The sequence below is a fragment of the Bacillus sp. AFS098217 genome (assembly GCF_002551815.1).
Classification (GTDB): Bacteria; Bacillota; Bacilli; order Bacillales; family Bacillaceae_G; genus Bacillus_A.
This window is the reverse complement of the sequence record NZ_NVPR01000093.1, coordinates 1-22014: the sequence shown is the minus strand read 5'-3', so window position 1 is coordinate 22014 and position 22014 is coordinate 1. Positions and strand designations below refer to the sequence as shown.

General features: G+C 37.4%; 22 protein-coding genes. 19 read left to right on the top strand and 3 right to left on the bottom strand.

All coding sequences use genetic code 11. The features are described from left to right. Positions 1-172 precede the first annotated feature (172 nt). The 16 genes from spoIID (at position 173) to COO03_RS22115 (ending at position 16842) form a co-directional block, all read left to right on the top strand. Entirely contained in the window at positions 173-1186 is a 1014-nt protein-coding gene (spoIID, locus tag COO03_RS22195) for a stage II sporulation protein D (protein ID WP_097899221.1), read from the top strand. Between the two features lie 138 nt (positions 1187-1324). Next, positions 1325-2938, top strand: a complete 1614-nt coding sequence (locus COO03_RS22190; protein WP_097899220.1) for a long-chain fatty acid--CoA ligase — start codon at positions 1325-1327, stop codon at positions 2936-2938. Between the two features lie 388 nt (positions 2939-3326). Continuing rightward, on the top strand, positions 3327-4334 hold the full coding sequence (locus COO03_RS22185; RefSeq protein ID WP_097899219.1) for a LytTR family transcriptional regulator DNA-binding domain-containing protein: 1008 nt from the start codon (positions 3327-3329) through the stop codon (positions 4332-4334). Between the two features lie 178 nt (positions 4335-4512). Next, positions 4513-5355, top strand: coding sequence for an ABC transporter ATP-binding protein (locus tag COO03_RS22180; protein WP_097899218.1), 843 nt, complete (start codon positions 4513-4515; stop codon positions 5353-5355). Further along, positions 5355-6062: an ABC transporter permease gene (locus COO03_RS22175; protein ID WP_097899217.1), complete on the top strand. Its 708-nt coding sequence runs from the start codon at positions 5355-5357 to the stop codon at positions 6060-6062. The genes COO03_RS22180 and COO03_RS22175 overlap by 1 nt, the downstream gene beginning before the upstream one ends. A 160-nt stretch (positions 6063-6222) precedes the next feature. After that, positions 6223-7110 carry a M23 family metallopeptidase gene (locus COO03_RS22170; RefSeq protein ID WP_097899216.1) on the top strand — a complete coding sequence of 296 codons (888 nt, stop codon included), beginning with the start codon at positions 6223-6225 and terminating at the stop codon, positions 7108-7110. A 142-nt stretch (positions 7111-7252) separates the two neighbouring features. Further along, complete coding sequence (locus COO03_RS22165) at positions 7253-7387, top strand: ABC transporter ATP-binding protein (RefSeq protein WP_097899215.1); 135 nt, start codon at positions 7253-7255, stop codon at positions 7385-7387. 338 nt (positions 7388-7725) lie between these two features. Further along, positions 7726-7998, top strand: a complete 273-nt coding sequence (gene spoIIID / locus COO03_RS22160; protein WP_042981008.1) for a sporulation transcriptional regulator SpoIIID — start codon at positions 7726-7728, stop codon at positions 7996-7998. Positions 7999-8162: 164 nt separating this feature from the next. Further along, the gene (locus COO03_RS22155) at positions 8163-9164 is read left to right on the top strand and encodes a rod shape-determining protein (RefSeq protein WP_097899213.1); all 1002 of its coding nucleotides are present in this window, start codon (positions 8163-8165) and stop codon (positions 9162-9164) included. Positions 9165-9600: 436 nt separating this feature from the next. Continuing rightward, entirely contained in the window at positions 9601-10035 is a 435-nt protein-coding gene (gene fabZ / locus COO03_RS22145) for a 3-hydroxyacyl-ACP dehydratase FabZ (protein ID WP_097899211.1), read from the top strand. Between the two features lie 246 nt (positions 10036-10281). After that, entirely contained in the window at positions 10282-11196 is a 915-nt protein-coding gene (gene tagU / locus COO03_RS22140) for a polyisoprenyl-teichoic acid--peptidoglycan teichoic acid transferase TagU (RefSeq protein ID WP_097899210.1), read from the top strand. A gap of 295 nt (positions 11197-11491) precedes the next feature. Further along, positions 11492-12163, top strand: a complete 672-nt coding sequence (locus tag COO03_RS22135; RefSeq protein WP_097899209.1) for a response regulator transcription factor — start codon at positions 11492-11494, stop codon at positions 12161-12163. A gap of 8 nt (positions 12164-12171) precedes the next feature. Next, positions 12172-13602 carry a sensor histidine kinase gene (locus COO03_RS22130; RefSeq protein WP_097899208.1) on the top strand — a complete coding sequence of 477 codons (1431 nt, stop codon included), beginning with the start codon at positions 12172-12174 and terminating at the stop codon, positions 13600-13602. A gap of 66 nt (positions 13603-13668) precedes the next feature. Beyond that, on the top strand, positions 13669-14451 hold the full coding sequence (locus tag COO03_RS22125) for a DUF3919 family protein (protein ID WP_097899207.1): 783 nt from the start codon (positions 13669-13671) through the stop codon (positions 14449-14451). Then, complete coding sequence (locus tag COO03_RS22120; protein WP_097899206.1) at positions 14448-15482, top strand: ABC transporter substrate-binding protein; 1035 nt, start codon at positions 14448-14450, stop codon at positions 15480-15482. Before COO03_RS22125 ends, COO03_RS22120 begins: the two co-directional genes overlap by 4 nt. A gap of 19 nt (positions 15483-15501) precedes the next feature. Then, positions 15502-16842: an MFS transporter gene (locus COO03_RS22115; protein WP_097899205.1), complete on the top strand. Its 1341-nt coding sequence runs from the start codon at positions 15502-15504 to the stop codon at positions 16840-16842. Between the two features lie 384 nt (positions 16843-17226). On the opposite strand, the gene COO03_RS22110 is transcribed toward COO03_RS22115, so the two are convergent. From COO03_RS22110 to COO03_RS22100, 3 genes are all read right to left on the bottom strand, one after another. Then, positions 17227-17538 (bottom strand): heavy metal-binding domain-containing protein, encoded by a 312-nt coding sequence (locus tag COO03_RS22110; protein WP_097899204.1) that lies wholly within the window; start codon positions 17536-17538, stop codon positions 17227-17229. Between the two features lie 243 nt (positions 17539-17781). Beyond that, complete coding sequence (locus COO03_RS22105) at positions 17782-18291, bottom strand: DUF3278 domain-containing protein (protein ID WP_097899203.1); 510 nt, start codon at positions 18289-18291, stop codon at positions 17782-17784. Positions 18292-18294: 3 nt separating this feature from the next. Next, positions 18295-18486, bottom strand: coding sequence for a helix-turn-helix transcriptional regulator (locus tag COO03_RS22100; RefSeq protein WP_097899202.1), 192 nt, complete (start codon positions 18484-18486; stop codon positions 18295-18297). 282 nt (positions 18487-18768) lie between these two features. Here COO03_RS22100 and COO03_RS22095 point away from each other — a divergent pair, with 282 nt between their 5' ends. Genes COO03_RS22095 through COO03_RS22085 form a run of 3 tightly spaced genes read left to right on the top strand, consistent with a single transcriptional unit; the run spans position 18769 to position 21832 of the window. Beyond that, positions 18769-19959, top strand: coding sequence for an efflux RND transporter periplasmic adaptor subunit (locus COO03_RS22095; RefSeq protein ID WP_097899201.1), 1191 nt, complete (start codon positions 18769-18771; stop codon positions 19957-19959). Next, on the top strand, positions 19956-20636 hold the full coding sequence (locus COO03_RS22090) for an ABC transporter ATP-binding protein (protein WP_097899200.1): 681 nt from the start codon (positions 19956-19958) through the stop codon (positions 20634-20636). The genes COO03_RS22095 and COO03_RS22090 overlap by 4 nt, the downstream gene beginning before the upstream one ends. Further along, the gene (locus COO03_RS22085; RefSeq protein ID WP_097899199.1) at positions 20633-21832 is read left to right on the top strand and encodes an ABC transporter permease; all 1200 of its coding nucleotides are present in this window, start codon (positions 20633-20635) and stop codon (positions 21830-21832) included. Before COO03_RS22090 ends, COO03_RS22085 begins: the two co-directional genes overlap by 4 nt. Positions 21833-22014: the final 182 nt, after the last annotated feature.

Here is a 22014-nt window from a genome sequence, read left to right as displayed (position 1 = left end):
CAATAAATCTTAGACTTATGCATGTCTCGTTGAAATATTTAGAAAATTTTTTGTTTACAAAGAGGTTTTGATGTAGGTTGTTTTCACAGAAGAAGTTCCCCTGAGTATGTTCTAAAAGTCTCAAATGCTCCATAAGAATGAAATGAGTCTAATTTTATATCGGGGGAAAAAGATGAAAATTTCAAAGCCGCTTTTCATTACAATAGCGCTCTTAATAGCGCTCGTCATCATTATACCAGCCGTACTTGTCATTCCGTTTACGAAAGCGAAAGTAAGTCAGCCGTCTAAAAATCCTCCAGTCGTACAAAATGTGCCAGCTCCTGAGAAGGCAAATACTGCTGTCCAAGTTACTGTGTATCGTAATGCTCAAAAGAAGGTAGAAACGATGCCGCTAGAAGAGTATGTTACAGGTGTAGTAGCTTCTGAGATGAATGCTAGCTTTGAAGTGGAGGCATTGAAAGCGCAGGCATTAGCAGCGAGGACATTTATTGTACAGCGCATGCTAAGCGGCACTAAGAAAAATAATGCGGATGTGACAGATACGGTTAATGATCAAGTGTACAAAAGTAAAGAAGAGTTACAGAAGACATGGGGTAAGGATTATGAGAAAAATTTGAAGAAGATTGAAGAAGCTGTGTCCAAAACAGCCGGACAAGTTTTAACTTATGACGGTAGTCCCATTACAGCGTCATTCTTCTCAACAAGCAATGGCTATACAGAAAATGCTGCTGATTATTGGGGGAACGACTATCCTTATTTAAAGAGTGTAGATAGTCACTGGGATCAAGCTTCCCCGAAATTTACAAGTGAGCAAACCTTTACTGTAGATGATTTTCAAAAACGTCTTGGTGTAAAGGTACTTACGAATGGAAAAGTCGGTACTATTAAAGAACGTACAGAAGGAAAACGGGTCAAAGATGTAGAGTTTCAAGGAAAAACGTTAACGGGAAAAGAAGTGCGAGAAAAACTAGCTTTACGTTCTTCTGACTTTGCATGGAAACAACAAGGGAGCAACATAATCATCACAACGAAAGGTTTTGGTCATGGCGTTGGCATGAGTCAGTATGGTGCGAATGGAATGGCGAAAGAAGGAAAAGGGTACACAGATATTGTTGCTTATTACTATAAAGGCATCGAAATTAAAACGCTAAACGATTATGAAGGAAAGTTAATGGCGAAGAAATAGGTGTCAGGATATCCTGACACCTATTTTTTGTCATTTTTTGTAGAAAACAAAAGAAAGGTTGCCAGTTTTTGTCTAGTTGCACTATGTTATAATACAGTTGTATGAGTATATATAAAATAATAACAGGGGGTATGGATGATGATGATGGACGTACCACTTCTCATTCCCGCAATGATGGAACGGGCGGAGAAGTATTTTTCGAAAAAGGAAGTTGTCTCACGGACTGCATCGCGTATTCAAACATTAACATACGGAGAGATTGCGAAGCGGACAAGGCGGCTTGCTAGTGTATTAAATAAAATGGGAATTGAAACAGGGGATAAGGTTGGGACAATTGCTTGGAACCACCACCGTCATTTGGAAGCGTACTTTGCGATTCCAGGAATCGGTGCAGTGTTACATACGATTAACCTTAGGCTCTCTGCGGATCATATTTCTTATATTATTAACCATGCTGAAGACAAAATTATTTTTGTTGATGAAGACATGGTGCCTGTATTAGAAAGCATTCAACATGAACTACCTCACGTGAAAGCATTTATTATTATGACGGATGATCACGAACTACCTCACACAACACTATCACCAGCATATCATTATGACAAACTACTTGAAGAAGGCGACGAAACATTTCCATTTATCACGAATTTAGATGAAAAAGAACCTGCAGGGATGTGCTACACTTCCGCAACGACAGGAAAACCGAAAGGCGTTGTGTACACACATCGTAGTATTGCCCTTCATAGCTATGCGCTCGGCCTTGTAGATGGCGGAAATATATCGGAAGTAGACACATGTATGCCTGTTGTTCCGATGTTCCATGTTAACGCATGGGGGCTTCCATTTGCCAGTACATGGTTTGGTACAAAGCTTGTTTTACCAGGACCACACTTTACTCCGGAAATTTTAGCGCAGCTTATTGAACGTGAGAAAGTAACGATTACTGCTGGCGTACCGACAATCTGGATTGGCTTATTACAGGAGCTTGAAAAGTATCCGTACGATATTAGCAGTGTTCGGACAATATGGTCGGGCGGATTAGCGGCACCGAGAAGTATGGTTCGTACTTATGAAGAAAAATATGAAATTGCTTTCCGGCAAATATATGGAATGACAGAAACAAGTCCAGCTGTTGTCATTAACTGTCCAAAATCATATCAGCATGATTTACCGAAAGAAGAATATTATGATTTACGCTCCCGCCAAGGATATTTACTTCCGGGCCTTGAAATGAAAGTAGTTGGCCAAGAAGGTGAGATTAAGTGGGACGGTGAAGAAATGGGAGAACTTTGTCTTCGCGGTCCATGGATTGCTGGCAGTTATTATAACGATGAACGCACAGAAGATTCCATGAAGGATGGCTGGCTGCATACAGGGGATATTGTAACAGTTGATCCGGAAGGGTTTATTAAAATCGCTGATCGTACGAAAGACTTAATTAAAAGCGGTGGTGAGTGGATTTCCTCCGTCGATTTAGAAAACGCCTTAATGGCACATGACAAAGTACTAGAGGCATCTGTCGTTGCGGTTCCGCATGAAAAATGGCAAGAGCGTCCTGTCGCTTGTGTTGTGTTAAAAGAAGGACAAGGAGTAGACCAAGAAGAGCTGTATGCTTTATTAGAAGCGCAGTTCCCAAAATGGTGGATGCCAGATGACATTTTATTTGTTGAGGAAATCCCGAAAACATCCGTCGGAAAATTCTTAAAAAGAGCGCTTCGTGATCAGCTCAAGACTTATATGGTGAAGCAGTAATAATCGTTTTGTGTGTCACTCGCTTTCGAATATATTAGCGTTTCGGCATCGCTTATCGACTATTCGACAAAAAGGAGCTAATTCAAATTAGCTCCTTTTTAATTTAGGGATAAACATGGTTCATCACCGTAACATGGGGTTGATTTTTTGAAAAAGAATCATTTTTCATACAAGGAACGGAGAGTGGCGACTCCTGCGGGAATAGCGAGGAAAGTGAGACCCCGCAGGCTTGCCGAGGAGGCTCGCTCTCGCCCGCGGAAAGCGTCCACTCGGAGTGGAGTGTACATCTATCTATATGTCAACCATGTCTTTTGGTGATGAACCATAAACATCATAATTTCCATTAATTGTTTGGTATAATGAAATAAAAAATATCTGGAGGAAAAAGATGGTGTTATTGGAGTTAATACAGTTGGGGAAGACGAATCAGTTACCAGCGATTGAGCTGGAGATTGAAAAAGGACAATGTGTTGTACTGCAATGTAATAATCATGTTGCTAAGGTTTTGCACCGTATTATAATCGGTGAAGAAGAGGCTTCTACAGGGAGTATTTTATTTGAGGGAGAAGTAATTGGAAAGAGAGTGTATTCGCGCATTGGTTTTTGTTTTTTAAAAGATGAAGCGTACGATCGCTTAAAAGTGAAAGAATATTTCGCCTTTTTGGCCGGATTGTATGACTCAACTATTAGCATAGAGGAAGTTGTCCAGTATGTTGGTTTACTAGACAAATTGAATGTCAAAATAGAGAAACTATCTTTTTCTGAAAAACGCCGTCTTCATATTGGCCGGGTCATGATTCATAATCCGGATTTAATTATTTTCGAAGAGCCAGAACAAAATGTAGATATAGAAAGTACAATTATCATTCGAAAAGCGATTATGAAGATGAAAGAACAAGGGAAGGCCATCTTTATTACATCATCTTTCTTATCGGATGCACTTTCTTTAACAGAAGATGTGTATATGTTGAATCAAGATGGCGTGAAAAAGGTGGAAATTGAGCAGGACGAAGCTGAAGAGATTGATGAAGAAAAAATTGTTCAAATGATTCCACAAATGAAGCTCGAAAGAATACCAGCGAAAGTGAATGACAAAATCATTTTGCTTGACCCAATGGAAATTCATTTCATTGAAACACAAAATGGAACGACGTATATTCATCTTCACGAAGGTGATTTTGTATGTGCTTTAACATTAAGTGAATTAGAAGAGAGATTAAAAGGTTTCGGATTCTTCAGATGTCATCGTTCTTATCTTGTGAATTTGCAGCGTGTACGAGAAGTGATTACTTGGACTCGTAATAGTTTTAGTTTAATTTTAGATGATGAACGAAAAAGTTCCATTCCACTTTCTAAAGGGAGAATGGATGAATTAAAAGGTGTAATTGGACTATAAATAATGCTCCATTGAGCTAAAAATAGGATTCATTCACCGGTAAAAATACTCCTTTTACCGGTATTTTACTGCGTAATCCCTTTGTTTTTCATATGATTGAGTCAAGAAAAGCGAAACAAACAAACGAAAGTCGCTGAAGCGATTTCATCTATAAAAGAAAAACAAAGGGGATGACGAAATGACATTGGCAATTGAAATGAAGGATGTAATGAAAAGCTTTAATGAAAAAACAGCACTTCGAAATGTAAATATTGAGGTGAAGCAAGGAGAGATTTTCGGATTTCTTGGGCCGAGTGGATCGGGGAAAACAACGACAGTAAAAATGTTAACTTCCCAATTACTTCATAGTTCTGGAACAGTGAGAGTGCTAGGGAAAGATATTACTGGTCCAAGCAGCATCGATTATAAACGAATTGGTATTTTAACAGATAACAGCGGCCTATATGAAAGACTCAGTATTTATGATAACTTACTATTATTTTGCGACTTATACGATTGTAAAAAAGAACGAATTGATGAAGTGCTATCACAAGTGAACTTATTAGAAGATAAAAAAACACCAGTAAAGAAATTATCAAAAGGGATGAAGCAGCGCGTAACGTTAGCAAGGGCAATCCTGCATAAACCAGATATCCTCTTCTTAGATGAACCAACATCAGCACTTGATCCAGTAAACGTCCAAAACATTCATAAAATCTTAAAAGACTTAAATAAAGAGGGAACCACTATTTTCTTAACAACGCACAATATGGACGAAGCAGAAACGCTTTGCAATCGCATTGCCTTCTTATGTGGAGGGGAAATTGTAGCGCTCGATACACCAGAAAATCTCCGTTTACAATATGCAAAAGACAAAATTGAAGTCGTGTTAAAAGATAAGCAAAAAGAAACTGTACAAAAAGATGAATTAGGCGCAAAACGTATTTCAGAATGGATGAAAAAAGGCGAATTACTGTCGATTCATTCTTACGAGCCAACTTTAGGCGATATCTTTATTGAAGTTACTGGGAGGGGATTATAATGACATTTTCAATGAGACGATTTTCAGCTATTTTTCGGAAAGAGGTACAGGATTTTAAAACAAATTCGCAAACTTTAATTATGATGGCAATGCCAATCTTCTTTGCAATACTATTTAGTCGGTCAGATAATTTTCGAGAAGTCGGGGCAAGTATGTTAATTACGATGACATTAGTTTTTGTTGGTGGGTTTATACAAGCGATGCTCATTGCTGAAGAAAAAGAAAGAAGTACGCTTCGCGTTCTTATGTTATCGCCAGCTTCGTCTATCGAAGTATTGATTGGTAAAAGTTCATTAACGGGTATGATTACAATTGCAATTTGTTTTATTAATCTACTTATTTTAGGAAAGCTAGAAGGCAATATTGCATTATTACTACTTATCTTTGTCCTTGGAATGTTACTATTTAACCTTATTGGTACTTGTATTGGATTACTTGCTCAAAATGTACCTCAAACGTCAACAATTGGATTGCCGATATTAATGGTATTTCTTCTTGGTGATTTTATAGGAATGTATGTGAAGAATGAAGTTGTTACAAAAACAGTTGAGTATTTACCGACTCGTCATATCGGTATTGCAGTTAGTAGTGTAATAAAAGGAGAAGGTTTTAGTGCAATTACTAGTAATTTATTGAACATAACAATCTGGTTAGTTGTAGTACTTGCTATTACTCTCTTCGTGTATAGAAAGAAACAAATAGACTAAAAACTGAGCCAAAGCGCTCAGTTTTTTCTTTTTTCATCATTTCCTCGGAAATTTTTCGTTTTATATACATATCTTTACGGATTTTGTCGAAAAGTAATTAATTATAGGTTGTATAGGATGAATGAATATTGTTCAAAATGATTGCTGAGGTGATGATAGAATGCGAGGAAGGAATAATAAAAAGTCGCGAAAAGTAGTTCATTTATTTCAAAGAAGATGGGTGTTCCCGGCACTATACATTGCTTGTGCAGCGGTAATCTTATCTGTTGCTCTATGGTTCCAGGCAGCTAATCCGAAGAAAGCGCCTAACCAAGATCAAGCAACGCCGTATACACAAACGGAAGATCCAGGAATTCCAGTAACGAAGTCTTCAGAAGTTGTGAAGATGCCAGCTGCAGCGAATGCAGAAGTTGTTGTACAGAAGAAGTTTTATGAGGATGGAGCACCGGAGAAGGAGCAAGAACAAGCACTTGTCTTTTATAACAACACATATTCTCCAAATAAAGGAATCGATATTGCTGCGAAAAACGGGAAAGAGTTCGATGTTACAGCTGCTTTAAGTGGTACAGTAACAAAAGCGGAAAAAGATTCATTACTTGGTTATGTTATTACAGTGGATAGTGGCAATGGTCTTGCAACATCTTATCAAAGCTTAGGCAGTGTAAAAGTAGAAAAAGGTGCAAAGGTTGCACAAGGTGAAGTATTAGGTAAATCCGGTCTAAGTGCAATGAATAAAGAAGCAGGTTCTCATGTTCACTTTGAAGTACGTAAAGATAATGTGGCCGTAAACCCAGAGCGTTACTTAAATAAATCAGTAACAGAAATTAAAGCAGATGCAAGTGCGGCGAAAGCAACAAATGGATCTGCAAACAAAACTGATGACAAGCAGAAAAAAGAAGATAAATCCACAAATAGTAAGCCTGAAGAAAAAGGGCAAAAAGAGGAAAAATCTACAAATAGCAAGCCTGAAGACAAGCAGAAAAAAGAGGATAAATCTACAAATGGTTCTACAGAATCATCTAGTGATTCTTCTTCTACACAAGAATAAGAAGACAAGAAAATCAGTTCTCACTAGGAGAACTGATTTTTTTATTTTTATATAAAAATAATTAATTTCGAGAAAAAGAATGCAATAACAAGGAAAATTGACGAGATTCTCGAATATATATTACTAAAAGGAGGGGATTACTCTGTCATTTGTATTTGTTCTGTCGATTGCTCTTATTCTATTGTTTGTTTTATTTACTTTATATTATTACATTGCCAGCAAGAAAGAAGTTCCCCACCATCAATTATTGGAAGAAGAATGTGATCGTGAAGAATGACGCCTTTTATAGAAGGTGTCATTTTTTTATTTGGCTATTAATAGGGAAGTTGTTTGCGAGGTGAAAATTGTCATTGTTAACGTATTTCTCACAAAAATTTGTAATTTTTCTTAACTTAGTCCGTAAAAATACCGAACTTGTAGCATATATCAGTAGTGCGGGCAATACAATGGTATAAACCAAAGCAAAGAGAGTGTTTGAGGTGAGAAATCGTGAATCATTTCATTATAAATTCTAGAATGTTTAACGCTTACAAACAGCACTCGAATTTACTTCTTAGTCGTATGCAGCGAGTCTCATTTCACACTTCTCACATCCAATTTAGGGAGGCGAGTGGTGTGCACGATTACATCAAAGAGAGAACTATCAAGATTGGCAAGTATATCGTGGAGACAAGAAAGACAGTGCGTGTAATCGCAAAGGAATTTGGGGTATCAAAAAGTACAGTTCATAAAGATTTAACAGAGCGTCTACCAGAAATTAATCCAGAGCTCGCAAATGAAGTGAAAGAAATTCTTGATTATCATAAGTCGATTCGTCACCTAAGAGGAGGGGAAGCGACAAAACAGAAGTACCGAAAAGAAGATACAGAAAAAACAGTGCGACAATAAATGATTATATGGCAAACATTCCTTACTCGTTCTGTAATATTTTTTTAAGAAGAATTCTTTTTGCGAATATTACGTTTCTGTTAAATTTATGATAAAATCAGAAATTAGGTATAAAAGAATTCGGGTATAACCTGATTTTGAATATTGAGGAGGAAAACACAGGAATGTTTGCGAGAGATATCGGAATTGACCTAGGCACGGCTAACGTATTAATTCATGTAAAAGGTAAGGGTATCGTATTAAATGAGCCATCAGTTGTGGCAATTGATCGTAATACTGGAAAAGTATTAGCAGTAGGTGAAGAAGCAAGAAGCATGGTAGGGCGTACACCTGGTAATATTGTAGCGATTCGTCCGCTTAAAGATGGTGTAATTGCAGACTTCGAAATTACAGAAGCAATGTTAAAGTATTTCATTAACAAATTGGACGTAAAGAGCTTCTTTTCAAAACCTCGTATTTTAATTTGTTGTCCAACAAATATCACATCTGTAGAGCAAAAAGCAATTCGTGAAGCTGCTGAGCGTTCAGGTGGTAAAACAGTATTCTTAGAAGAAGAGCCAAAAGTAGCTGCTGTTGGTGCTGGTATGGAAATCTTCCAGCCAAGCGGAAACATGGTTGTTGATATTGGTGGAGGTACAACGGATATTGCCGTACTTTCAATGGGTGATATTGTTACCTCTTCCTCTATCAAAATGGCTGGAGACAAGTTTGATATGGAGATCTTAAACTATATTAAACGCAAGTATAAGCTATTAATCGGGGAACGTACATCAGAAGATATTAAAATTAAAGTCGGTACAGTATTCCCAGGTGCACGTAGTGAAGAACTTGAAATTCGCGGACGTGACATGGTAACAGGTTTACCGCGTACCATTACAGTATGTTCAGAAGAGATTACAGAAGCATTAAAAGAAAATGCAGCTATCATTGTACAAGCTGCAAAAGGCGTATTAGAGCGTACTCCACCAGAACTATCTGCAGACATCATTGACCGCGGTGTAATTCTAACAGGTGGCGGGGCATTATTACACGGTATCGATATGCTTCTGGCAGAAGAATTAAAAGTACCAGTATTAATCGCTGAAAACCCAATGCATTGTGTTGCAGTTGGTACAGGAATTATGCTGGAAAATATCGACAAATTACCACGTCGTGCGTTGAAATAATCCCCAAAAAGGACTAGGAGATAATCTTAGTTCTTTTTTGTATTTTTTTAAATTCCAATTTTTTAAGAAAATAAAAGAAAATAGGAGAAAAATAAAGAAAATAGGTAATATATTCATATATATGGTTAAATTTAATATTTTCTTATTTGAAATTATATGTAATATAATAATGCGGAATACGACACTTAAGGCAAACAATGTTTTGAATACATATTGCCTTTCCCTAACTTGGGCATACACTCTTTTCTACCTCCGTGCCAGCTGTAATTATTTTGTTATATGAAGCTTGTTATTTAGAAAAGAGTGTGTGCATTTTTTTTGAAAAGTTACGAAACAAATACTGCTTCTTTTTAATAATGACAAACTGTGGGTAAAATGGGATAATAACAATATATCCTAGTGGTAAGACCAATGTGAAAGAAGGAGCGATATTTTCATGTTAAATATAGAGCAAATTAAAGAAATTATTCCGCACCGCTATCCATTTTTACTTGTTGATAAAGTTTTGGAAGTAGAAGAGGGTAAGCGAGCAGTTGGAATTAAAAATGTATCGGCAAATGAGGAATTCTTTAACGGGCATTTTCCTGACTATGCAGTGATGCCGGGCGTATTAATTGTAGAAGCTCTAGCACAAGTCGGAGCTATTGCTATCTTAAAGAAAGAAGAAAATCGTGGTCGTCTCGCTTTCTTCGGAGGTATTGATAATTGCCGCTTCAAAAAACAAGTACGCCCAGGCGATCAACTTCGTTTAGAAGTTGAAATGACGCGTGTACGTGGTCCAATCGGAAAAGGAAAAGCGATTGCAACTGTAGACGGTGAAATTGCTTGCGAAGCAGAGATTACATTTGCACTTGGTGAGAAGAAAGAATAGGCGTCATAGTAAATATAAGATTTTTTAATAGACAAATGACAAGAAGGATAATTATTGTCATTTGTCTATTTTTTTGAACAAAATCGGGTTAATGTTTATATATGGAAAAATATTGAGAGGGCAAATGATAAAAAGGTAAATGTATCGTATAATAGTTTTTAATTACTAAAATTGGACAACAAGCATAGAGGTGCATTTGTTTATACTAAAAGTTGATGATGTTTAAAACGAAAGAAGGTTGAATTGATGAAAAAGAAAATCCTGTTGTGGATTTTAGGGATTGCGGGTGTTCTTTTAATAGGTGGTGTAGCGTATGCCTATCATATTTATTCCTCTGTTTCTAGTACGTTAGATAAAGTACATCAACCGTTAGACCGCGATCATTCAAAGAAAAGAGCTGAAGAGGTAAGCGTGCAAGATTCAAAACCGGTATCCATTTTATTACTAGGTGCTGATGAACGTGGCAATGATAAAGGGCGTTCAGATTCTTTAATGGTCATCACATTAAATCCGAAGCAAAAGTCAATGAAGCTTTTAAGTATTCCTCGTGATACATATACGGAGATTGTTGGTAAAGGTAAGAAAGACAAGATCAACCATGCATATGCATTTGGTGGTATTAATATGTCAGTTAATACAGTTGAGAATTTCTTGGATATACCAATCGATTACTACATTGAAGTAAATATGGAAGGATTCAAGGATATTGTTGATGCAGTTGGTGGTGTAGATGTAAATAATGATTTAGAGTTTACGCAAGACAATCATCATTTTGCTAAAGGGAATATTCATTTAACAGGTGATGAAGCTTTATCATTTACACGTATGCGTAAAGAAGATCCACGCGGTGACTTTGGCCGCCAAATGCGCCAACGCCAAGTGCTACAGGCAGTTATTAAAAAAGGTGCAAGCTTCTCATCACTTACAAGTTATGGTGATGTATTAACAGCAATTCAAAAGAACGTAAAGACAAATTTAACACAAGATCAAATGTTTGATATACAAAAGAACTATAAAGATTGCTTGAACAACAGTGAAGATATTCAAATTCCAGGTGATGGACATAAAGCAGCTGACGGTATTTGGTACTATTATGTGTCAGACCAAGCGAAGCAAGATTTAACAAATAAATTAAAAGCACATCTTGAATTGACTAAGTAATATTTGCAACAAACCCAACTACCTTTGGCGGGAGTTGGGTTTGTTTGTGTATAGTTTGTCACTTCCATTGATAATGGAACAAGAAAATTGCTAATACAATCGGATAAACGAAGTAAGAACATTAAATGAAATGAGGTTTGGAAGCAGTATGTTACAGATTACTTTGTAGCTAAATAATGAATTGATTACAGAAAGGGTATCGTCGTTCAACATATGTTCGACAATCCCTTCTCTTTTTGTGTACGATATTTGCTATACTAAACTGTGCTATAAGATGAGATGGAAGGAGGAGACCATGAAAATACTCGTAGTTGATGATGAGTCGAGCATTCGCAATTTGATCCGGATGCAGCTGGAGATGGAAGGATATGAAGTATTGACGGCAGCTGATGGGAAAGAGGCCTTGCAAAGATGGGACGAAGAGCCGGATGTACTTATTTTAGATGTGATGCTTCCGGATACGGATGGGTATGAATTGCTTCGTTTGTTTCGGGAGAAGGACCGAGATATTCCAGTGTTGATGCTTACAGCAAAGAGTCAGATGAATGATAAATTGCTTGGTCTTCAGCTTGGGGCTGATGATTATGTGACGAAGCCATTCAATTATGCGGAGCTTATTCTTCGGGTGAAGAATATGGCGCGGCGCGTGACGAAGAGAGAAGTACCTCGGGATCATGAGGTGATTCGAGCTGGTGAGTTAGTGATTTGTCCAAAGGAAAGAAAGGTGCATGTGAGCGGGCAGGAGATTCAGTTAACGTACCGAGAGTTTAACTTGTGTCAGCTGTTTGTTTCGAATCCGCAGCGTGTGTTTATGAGAGATGAACTGCTGGAGAAGGTATGGGGCTTTGAGTACATCGGAAATACAAGAGCAGTTGATATTATGGTGCAGCGCCTTCGGAAGAAGCTTGGGGCAAGCGGTGAGCATATTAAGACGATCTATGGCGTTGGGTATAAGTTAGATTGTTAGGTGATAAGATGTCGTTAAAACGAAATATGGTATTTGGTATTGCCGGATTGTTAATTCCAATTTTGTGTCTACTTTATACAGTGACCTATATTGCACTAGAGAAAAATATGTACCATAGTGCAGCAGACTCTTTGGAGAAGTTAAGTGTAGAGGCGCAAATTTACACGATGAATTACTTAGAGAAGGAAGCGGAAGTAGAGACTCTTGGACAGAGTTCAATGCTGATTGCTTCTTATTTAGGGAAGAGGATGGATGTCCGGGTACAGATGATTGGGAAGAATGGAGATGTCGTTGCGGATACGCAAAAAGGGGCGTTGCTTCATAAGAATATAGACATAGATCGATCGTTACAGGGAAAGAAAGCTTACGTTTTTGAAAATGGTGATCCAGCACCATTGTTATTATTTTCGAGTCCTGTCTACCGAGGGAATGAAGTGATTGGAGCAATTCGCTTTATCCATGAGTTAAAAGATGAGAAAGAAGTCTTAATGAATGTGAGCTGGACGTTTCTTGTTACATCCCTTTGTTTAGTGGCTGGTGGTATTTTCTTTGCGATTCGTTTAGCAAAGTCTCTTCACAGACCGATTGATCAGTTAAGACAAATGGCAAAGCGGCTCGCAAATGGAGATTATCAAAGTAAGATTGAGTTAAATGAGTATGTAGAAATTGCACAGCTTTCGGCGTCCTTTAATGCGATGGCTGATGGGATTGAACTGCATATCTCGCAGCTTAAGGAAGAGAAAGAGAAGCAGAAGGATTTCTTAGATAGGATTACACATGAGTTAAAAACACCGCTTACCGCGATTATCGGTTATGTAGATTTAATTCCGAAATTGCAATCGAAGAAAGATATACAGGAAAGTCTTCATTATGTTTCTGTGGAAAGTCAGCGGTTATTATCACTTGTTGAGGAGTTACTACAATCTTCAAAGTACGGGACAAGTACATTTGAAGTTTCACCAACAATTGTAAATATAAAGGAGCTAGCAGAAGAAGCGATTTCGATTGTGAAACCTCGCTTGCAGCAATTTGAAATTGAAGTTGTAAATGAGTTAACAGAGGCACATGTTGTTGCGGATTTCGATAAAACGAAGCAGATTTTCTTGAATGTGTTCGATAATACGATTAAATATAGCGATGCCTCACAAGTACGTATGAATGTCGTTGTAAATGAGCATGAGGCGAAAGTTTTTATTTATGATGACGGAATTGGTATGGATGAAGGTATATTGGCTGAATGGAATCGTTCTCCAAAAGGGAAGGTACTCTCTTCCAGTTATGGGAATGGGTACGGTTTGTACATTTGCCAAGAGATTATGAATAAGCAAGGCGGAAGCATGCGAATTGAGAGTAGTGAAGAAGTGGGTACGATGGTGACGATCATATTTTTGTTACCGAGACGTTTGGAATATATAAAAAATTTGAAAGCGGTTGAATGATACATTTATGAAACAATTATGCGGTATTTTCGAAACAACGTTTTTTTATCTTGGAGGTAGGCAGAAATGAAAAGGCTATCATTTCAAATCCTTTTGTTTGTCTTTTGCACGATTGCTTCTCTTGTGTTGTTTTATTTTCTAGAGAAGCAGCTATATAACCGTGTTACAACGTTGGATGACAAACAAGCCGTTTTAGAAAGAGCGAATGAATCCCTTCCTACTGAAGTGAGAGTAAAGCATGAGAAGTGGGGAGAGCTAGTTGTAACGGATGAAGTGCGTCTACATGCGATTGTTTCATTTTTTGACCGGATTCGAATGGAACAGACAGAGGCAAATATCCATGAACAAGTATTTACTGGAGAAGTAACGTACTTGAATGGACATAAGCGTACTTTTGCAGTAGGTGACTTGTTCCAGTATGAGGAAAACGTATACGGAAAGAATGGTACGGATCCAATGATTTCCGCATTCCAAACGTATTTGTTAAGCTTGTATTATACACCAGAGTCTATCGGCAACTTTTTTGCATCAGCAAAGGAAGTTATCGTGCGGCAAGGTGATATAGTGCGTTCTACTGATCTTACGCGATTACTTGATTCGATTCGGCAAGCAAAGCAAATTACAGACTACGGAGAAATTCAGCAGCTACTGCAATCACAGAAGGATCCAATCGCTTATATGACTGCTTATCAAAACGGGAAGCAGGTAAAGAATGAACGTGAGGATGTTTTGACGATTTCTGTATATCCTTCTTACTTTGTTGTGCAATATCTTGGTGATAATAACGGGAACGTGATGTATATGAAAGGCTCCCTAGCAACTTCATTTGTAAAGGAGAATGTTTCATGAGAAAGATAGCCTTTTTCTTTTTTTTGCTAGTAATAGGAGGAGCGATGTCTAGTTGCTCTCGAGATACACCCTCTATTAAATATAGTGAAAATGGTCTTCCGATTTTGAAGGATCGCCATCTTGTTGCGTATGTAGCGGCTCGTGAAGAAGTTGGTGAAGCGCTGCTTTCATCATTTTGTAAACCGCGCGGATGTACGTATGAATTTATTCGTCTTTCTACAGAAGAGATTTTAAGGAGAGTAGAAGCGGAAGCTGGAAATCCGAAGGCGGATATTATTATTGGTGGTACACTAGATGCACATCAAACGATGAAGCAAAAAGATCTATCTATTCCTGTTACAAGCCAGCACACGAATAGTCTTTCTAAAGCCGTTAAAGATAAGGATGGTTTTTGGTATGGCTATGAAGTGGATCAGCTTGCCATTGCGATTAATAAAGAGCGATGGAATGAGGAAATAGCGCCGCTAGGACTTTCATATCCAACGGGGTGGAAAGACTTATTACATCCAGCGTATGCCGGAAAGATTGTCATGCCTGATCCGAATGTTTCAGGAACAGCTTATACGTTGTTCCAATCACTTATTGATACATTTGGTGAAGAAGAGGCGAAGGGGTATGTAAGGAGCCTTGCCAAGCAAGTTGCAGAGGTAACGGTGAATGGTTACATGCCTGCTGAGTATGTGGCAAGCGGTGAATATATGATTGGTATTAACTTCATGGGAGACCAACGGATGCTTCAAAAACAAGGCTTTCCGATTTTGAGTAAAGTGCCTGAGCAAACAGGGTTATCTGTCAATGCGATTTCGAAACTGAAACATGCGCCGAGTGGTATTATAGCGGATTTATTTATTGATTATTGTTTATCAGAAGAAGCGGGGCATATTTTAGAAAAAGTTTCGTTTGGCGTACCAACAATGCTTGCGAAGAATCAGAAAGAAATAGAAGGCCAGCCTGTTAGAAGAACGAATAAAAATATATCAGATAGTGGAGTAATCGAGATATGGAATAGACAACGTCTCTCTCAAAAGTGAGAAAAGGAGAAGAGATGATATGTTTAAATGGCTTAAGCCAGCGCCAATAATAGAGCGCTTACCAGCAGATATGATTGATAAAGTATACAAACTCATGCGTATTCGCGTGTTACTGGGAATTTCGGTTGGGTATGCAGCGTATTATTTAGTTCGTAGTAACTTTACGCTATCTAGTACGTACTTAATGAAAGAATATGGTTTTAGTGCAACGGAATATGGTTTATTAGGTTCCGTTACGGCGATTGTGTATGGACTAAGTAAGTTCTTTATGGGGAATTTATCAGATAAAGCGCATGCTCAGCGGTTTATTGCGGTTGGTTTATTCGTATCGGCAATTATAAATATTTGTTTTGGTTTTGCATCTTCATTTGGAATGATTTTAACATTATTAGTGTTCAACAATATTTTCCAAGGGATGGGGGCACCGCCTTGTAGTACTGTAATGGCAAAGTGGTTCTCGAAGAAAGAGCGCGGTACAAAAACAGGACTTTGGAATATTTCACATAATATCGGTGCAATGCTTGTACCACCGATTGTTGGAATTGGTGTTGGTATTTTCGGTGAAAGTCATTGGCAAGCTGGCGTGTTTATCTTCCCAGCGATCATTGCAATGGTAATTTCAGTTCTTATGTGGTTCAATGCGAAGGATACACCAGAATCTGTCGGTCTTCCACCAATTGATGAATATCGCAATGATTATGAAGATCTTGAGAAGGCAGACAATGCCAACAAAATGTCACCAAAAGAAATTTTGATGAAATATGTAGTGAAAAACAAATTTGTTTGGTATTTATGTATTGCGAACGCATTTGTATACTTAATTCGTTTCGGTGTTATTAACTGGGTACCGATTTATTTAACAACAGTTAAAGGATTTACAAAAACAGAAGCGCATGCAGCATATTCAATTTTTGAAGCAATGGCAATTCCAAGTTCATTAATCGTTGGTTTGTTAAGTGATAAGTTATTTAAAGGAAAACGTATGCCACTATGTGTGTTTAGTATGGTTGGTGTTGTTATTGGAACGCTCGTATACTGGCAAGCATCTAACATACTTGTTGTGAGTGCTGCAGTTTCAATTATTGGTTGCTTAATTTACGTACCACAATTTTTAATTGGTTTAAGTGCAATGGAATTAGTACCAAAGTTTGCAATAGGTACAACAGTTGGTATGTGTGGCTTGTTCGGTTATTTAGGCGGAAGCCTTGTTGCAAACGCAGCGATTGGTGTTATCGTTGATCGCTCTGGTTGGGACGGTTGCTTCATCTTACTATTAGCAGGCGGTATTTTATCTACGATATTCTTATTTATCGTTCAATTTGGTCATGAGAGAAAAGAGTCTAAGAAGCAAATTGCTTAATGATTTCGAAGAGGAGAATCTATCAATTGGTAGGTTCTCTTTTTTAATCAAACGTTTGTTTAAAGTATATTCGCCCTCGTAGGTTGTTGTTAAACAGAATGAAAAGTGACTTGCACTCGCTGAGGATACTGAAAAAGTCTATAAAAGTTCCGTTACTTACTCAGAGTAGGTGCTTTTTTAGTAGCCTCACACTTGCTTTCTCCTTTTGTTTAAAATCTTGGATGTGGTAGGAAAAGGCCCTGACCGCTTCTATGCACGGCCAGGTGCTCTCGTCCACCTAAAAGAATGTATCATTGTTTGATAAGTTTCTTGTGTTTTATAAAAAAGGAAAAGCACCTCAACTTCCAACGAGATGCTTTCGTAATTATGCTTCTTTTCTATTATTTACACACGTACAGCGGTACCGCTTACGGCAACCATTAACATTCCGTCACGAACGACCTCGTAGTCTACATCAATACCAACAATTGCATTTGCACCTTTTTGCTTCGCAAGTGTTTTCATTTCTTCCATTGCAATATCACGTGCTTCTTTCAATTTACCTTCATATGCACCAGAACGGCCGCCGACAACGTCACGAACAGAAGCGAATATGTCGCGTACGATATTTGCACCCATAATTGCTTCACCGTTTACAATATCAATATACTCAATAATTTCTTTTCCTTGAATAACAGTAGTTGTTGTTAAAATCATTATCGACACTCTCCTATAACCTCTAAAAATTTAATGTTATTTCTTATATTGCTATTATCACATTGAAATAGTAAATGAACTATCGAATAACCTTACATAAAGATGACAGTTCTGTAAGATTTCATAAGTGAAAAAATGAACGTAAATTAGTATTGAAAAGTTTATTTTCAACATAAAAAGCCAATTCCATTACACAGGAATTGGCTAGGTAGTTCGTTCTCTCTTTAATCTTATTATTATTAATTAATATAATTTTTTTAAATTTAACAACGCTAGTCCATACATGGAAAAACCGAAAAAGGCTCCTGCACAGCTCCAGAGAATAACATCAAATAGAGAAACCGAGATTTCCCCTGAACTTAAATAAGGAAAAATGTAAGACATGAAAATAAACATTTGGAAGCCCCAAAATACACCTGCTTTTAAACTAGATTTTTTTAGTTTTTTCTTGTTTTCTAAGTATTCTTCTTTTGTTGCACACTCTGTATCGTTTAATCCCTTCTTTTTTAATTTCCGCATTAAATAATATGAATAAGTCATATTAATAAGAAAAATAAATATAGTCCCTATAGACATCGTGTTGTTCATGGTATCAACTATTAGCATAATCAACATGGCTAACATATTTAAATACCATAAACCGACTCCTGCAATGGCTAATTCTTTATTAATTTCTTGTTTTTGATATTCGTCTCTTTCACTTATTGTTCCTATAAAATTAGTATACAATTTTTCTTTCCACTTAGTTTTCATAGTTCAATCTTCCTCCCAAAATAAAGTATTTAAATCTGTTTTTAATGCTTTTGCTAATTCAATACATAAAGCTAGAGAAGGATTATATTTATTGTTTTCAATTAAATTTATTGTCTGTCTAGCGACATGAACCTGTTTAGCTAATTCCAGCTGAGAGAGGCCTTCGGATTTTCGATATTTTTTAACATTATTCAAATATAAACCTCCTTTACAATTTATATAAAAAGTGTCACATATATATGACATCTTACGTTTGGGAGGATAAAATGTCAAATATATGTGACAAAATTTTTATTCCTTAAAACTTGCTTAAAAGATAAGATGTCATATTTCTAAACATTGGTATTTTTGTTACAATATAAGTGATAGTGTAAAACTTTGTTAGGAGAGCGTAATAACATTGGAAAATGTCGTTCTTTTCTGAAGTTTTATGAAATTATATAATTCTTATACTAAGATATAAAAAGGAGAGAGAATATGTTACCAAATACGGTTCGTACTCCAAACAAGAAGAAGAAATGGATCATTATTGGGGTTATTGCATTAATTGTTGTCGTTGCAGCTATTAATATTTTTGTGATGCAAGGGAAGAAGAAGGGTGAAGTAAAGGCAGATGCTGTTAGCTTCGAAAAAGTAACAGAGCGTAAACTGAATAATACGAAATTGATTTCAGGTCAGGTGAAACCTGGGAATATTGAAAGCTTCTACGCAGATCCAACAAAAGGAAAAGTGAAGGATATTGCGGTGAAAGAAGGGCAAGAAGTAGAAAAGGGAACAAAATTATTCTCTTATGATAATGAAGAAATCAATTTACAAATAAAGCAAGCTGAGCTGGATCAAAAAATGGCTGCTATGCGTTATGATCAAGGGAAAAAGAAAATAGATTCATTGAAAAAAGAAATTAAGAAAGCGAAAGATAGCGGTGCTGGGAAAGAAGTAACAGACCCAATGGAAGCGCAAGTAAGTGAGCTAGAAATCGGGCAAAAAACAACAGACCTTGAGAAAGAAAAAGGTCAACTACAAGCAGAAGAGTTAAAGAAAAAACAAAAAGAACTTACGATTTATAGTAATTTTGCAGGTGTCGTACAAAAATTAGATAAAGATGCAGCACAAAGTTCATCACAAGCAATGGGTGGACAAGGAAAATCATTTTTACAAATTGCTTCTAAAGACCCATTCCAAATTCAAGGAACGTTAACTGAACTTCAAAAATCACAAATTCAAAAGGATCAAACATTTACTGTAACTGCAAAAGCAAATAGTAAGAAGAAATGGACAGGTAAGATTACAGAAATAAGTGAATTCCCAACCAGTGCAGAGATGGCTCAAGCTGCTGGTGCAGGTGATGGAACACAAAGTATGTCACAGTATACATATAAAGCAAGCCTAGATGGACAAGAAGGTTTATCTCCAGGCTATCATGTATCTTTACAAGTAAATTTAGACAACAAGAATATAATTGCTGTTCCTAGCAAGAGCATTGTAGAAAAAGACGGTGATGCATTTGTATACGTCGAAGACAAAGGAAAGCTTCGTAAACAAAATGTGAAAAAAGGTTCTAATGATGGAGACTGGACAGAAGTTCTTGAAGGCGTAACAGTGGGGCAAAAGGTGGTTAAAAATCCTTCCGACAACGTGTATGACGGAATGGAAGTGAAAGAAAAATGATTACGTTAAATAACATTTATAAAACATATTATCAAGGAAAACTCGCGGTACCAATTTTACATGGTATTAGCTTAACGATTCAAAATGGTGAGTTTGTTTCAATTATGGGACCGTCTGGTTCTGGTAAATCAACGCTTATGAATATTATTGGTTGTTTAGATCGTCCAACAGAAGGCGAATATATGTTGAATGACGTGAATATCTTAACAGCAGATGAAGCAAAGCTTGCCCTTATTCGTAATGAATATATCGGCTTTGTATTCCAGCATTTTAATTTATTACCGCGCCTTTCAGCAGTGGAAAACGTTGAGCTACCGCTTATATACGGTGGTGTAAAGAAAGCAGAACGTCGTCAAAGAGCTCTGGAAGCACTTGGGAAGGTTGGCTTGTCGGACAGAGTGCATCACTTGCCAAGCGAGTTATCAGGTGGACAGAAGCAGCGTGTGGCGATCGCGCGTTCCATTGCGAATGATCCAACCTTTATTATGGCCGATGAACCAACTGGTGCCCTTGATACAAAGTCAGGGGAACAAGTTATGGATATTTTTACAAAGTTAAATGCAGAAGGTACAACGATTGTCATGGTTACGCATGAAGAGGAAGTCGCAGCTTACTCTTCGCGCCGAATCGTACTAAGGGACGGGAAAATTACAGAAGATAGAAGGTGTGTGGTATGAGTTTACTAGATAGTATGAAGATTGCCCTATCTTCTATTTTAGCTCATAAACTGCGCTCAGCACTTACGATGCTTGGGATTATTATTGGTGTAGGTTCTATTATTACTGTTGTTGCGATTGGGCAAGGCGGAGAAGCGATGTTAAAGTCGCAAATTGCTGGCTCTGGTAATAATGTGATGCCAATTCACTTTGCTGCGGATATGAATGATCCATACGGAATGGGAGTGAGTGAAAGACCGAAATTAACGGAAGAAGACATCTTTGAAGTGAAAAAAATTCCGGAAATTTCTCATGTCATTACAACAAATAATACGATGGAACCACTCGATATTAATGATAAAAAAGAGATGGTTAATGTTATAGGGCTAGATAGTGAATATTTTGCAGTGAATAAAACGAAAGTAGTAAAAGGTCGCTCACTAAATGAAGCGGATATTTCTCAAGGGAATAACGTGGTCATGATCAGTACGAGTATGGAAGATAAGGTGTTTAAGAAAGAAAATCCCGTTGGTAAAATTATTGAAATGAAAGGCCAACCGATGCAAATTATCGGCGTGTACAAGTCGGATAATGAGTTTATGGGAATGGGTCCTTCAGAAGCATTAATTCCAATTACATTATGGCCAACATTATATGGAAAAGATGAGATTCAAAGTATTTCTGTTCAATCAAAAAATGTAGATAATCTAGAAACTGCAGGTAAAAAGGCTGTTGAGGTTTTAAATAGCCGCAAACCAAGCGATGCTTCTGGTAAGTATGAAATGGTGAATTTAAAAGAATTCCAAGAAGGTGTTTCGAAAGTAACAAACATTATGACAATGATCATCGGCGGTATCGCTGGTATTTCCTTAGTCGTTGGTGGTATTGGCGTTATGAACATTATGCTTGTATCCGTAACAGAGCGTACACGCGAAATTGGGGTACGTAAAGCACTTGGGGCAACGCGCAGTAAAATCTTACTGCAATTCTTAATTGAGGCTGTTATGTTAACGCTTCTTGGCGGATTAATCGGAATTGGTCTTGGTTACGGGGGCGCATATATAGTTTCCACATTTGCGAAATGGCCACCGCTCGTTTCATGGGAAGTTGTTGTTGGCGGCGTGTTATTCTCCATGACGCTCGGCATTATCTTTGGATTAATTCCAGCAAACAAAGCAGCGAAATTAGATCCAATTGAAGCGCTTCGTTATGAATAGATTGCTAGTGTAGTAGAGGAATGATTTCTCTACTACACACACATCAATTAAAAAACCGATATAAAACCCCTCTTTTTAGGTGGAAGAGAGCATCTGACCGGTCAGGCCTTTTTCTGCCACATGCGAAGTAAAAACAGAAAGAGCAAACGAGTGTAGGTTACTTTTTATTCTGCATAGCAGGG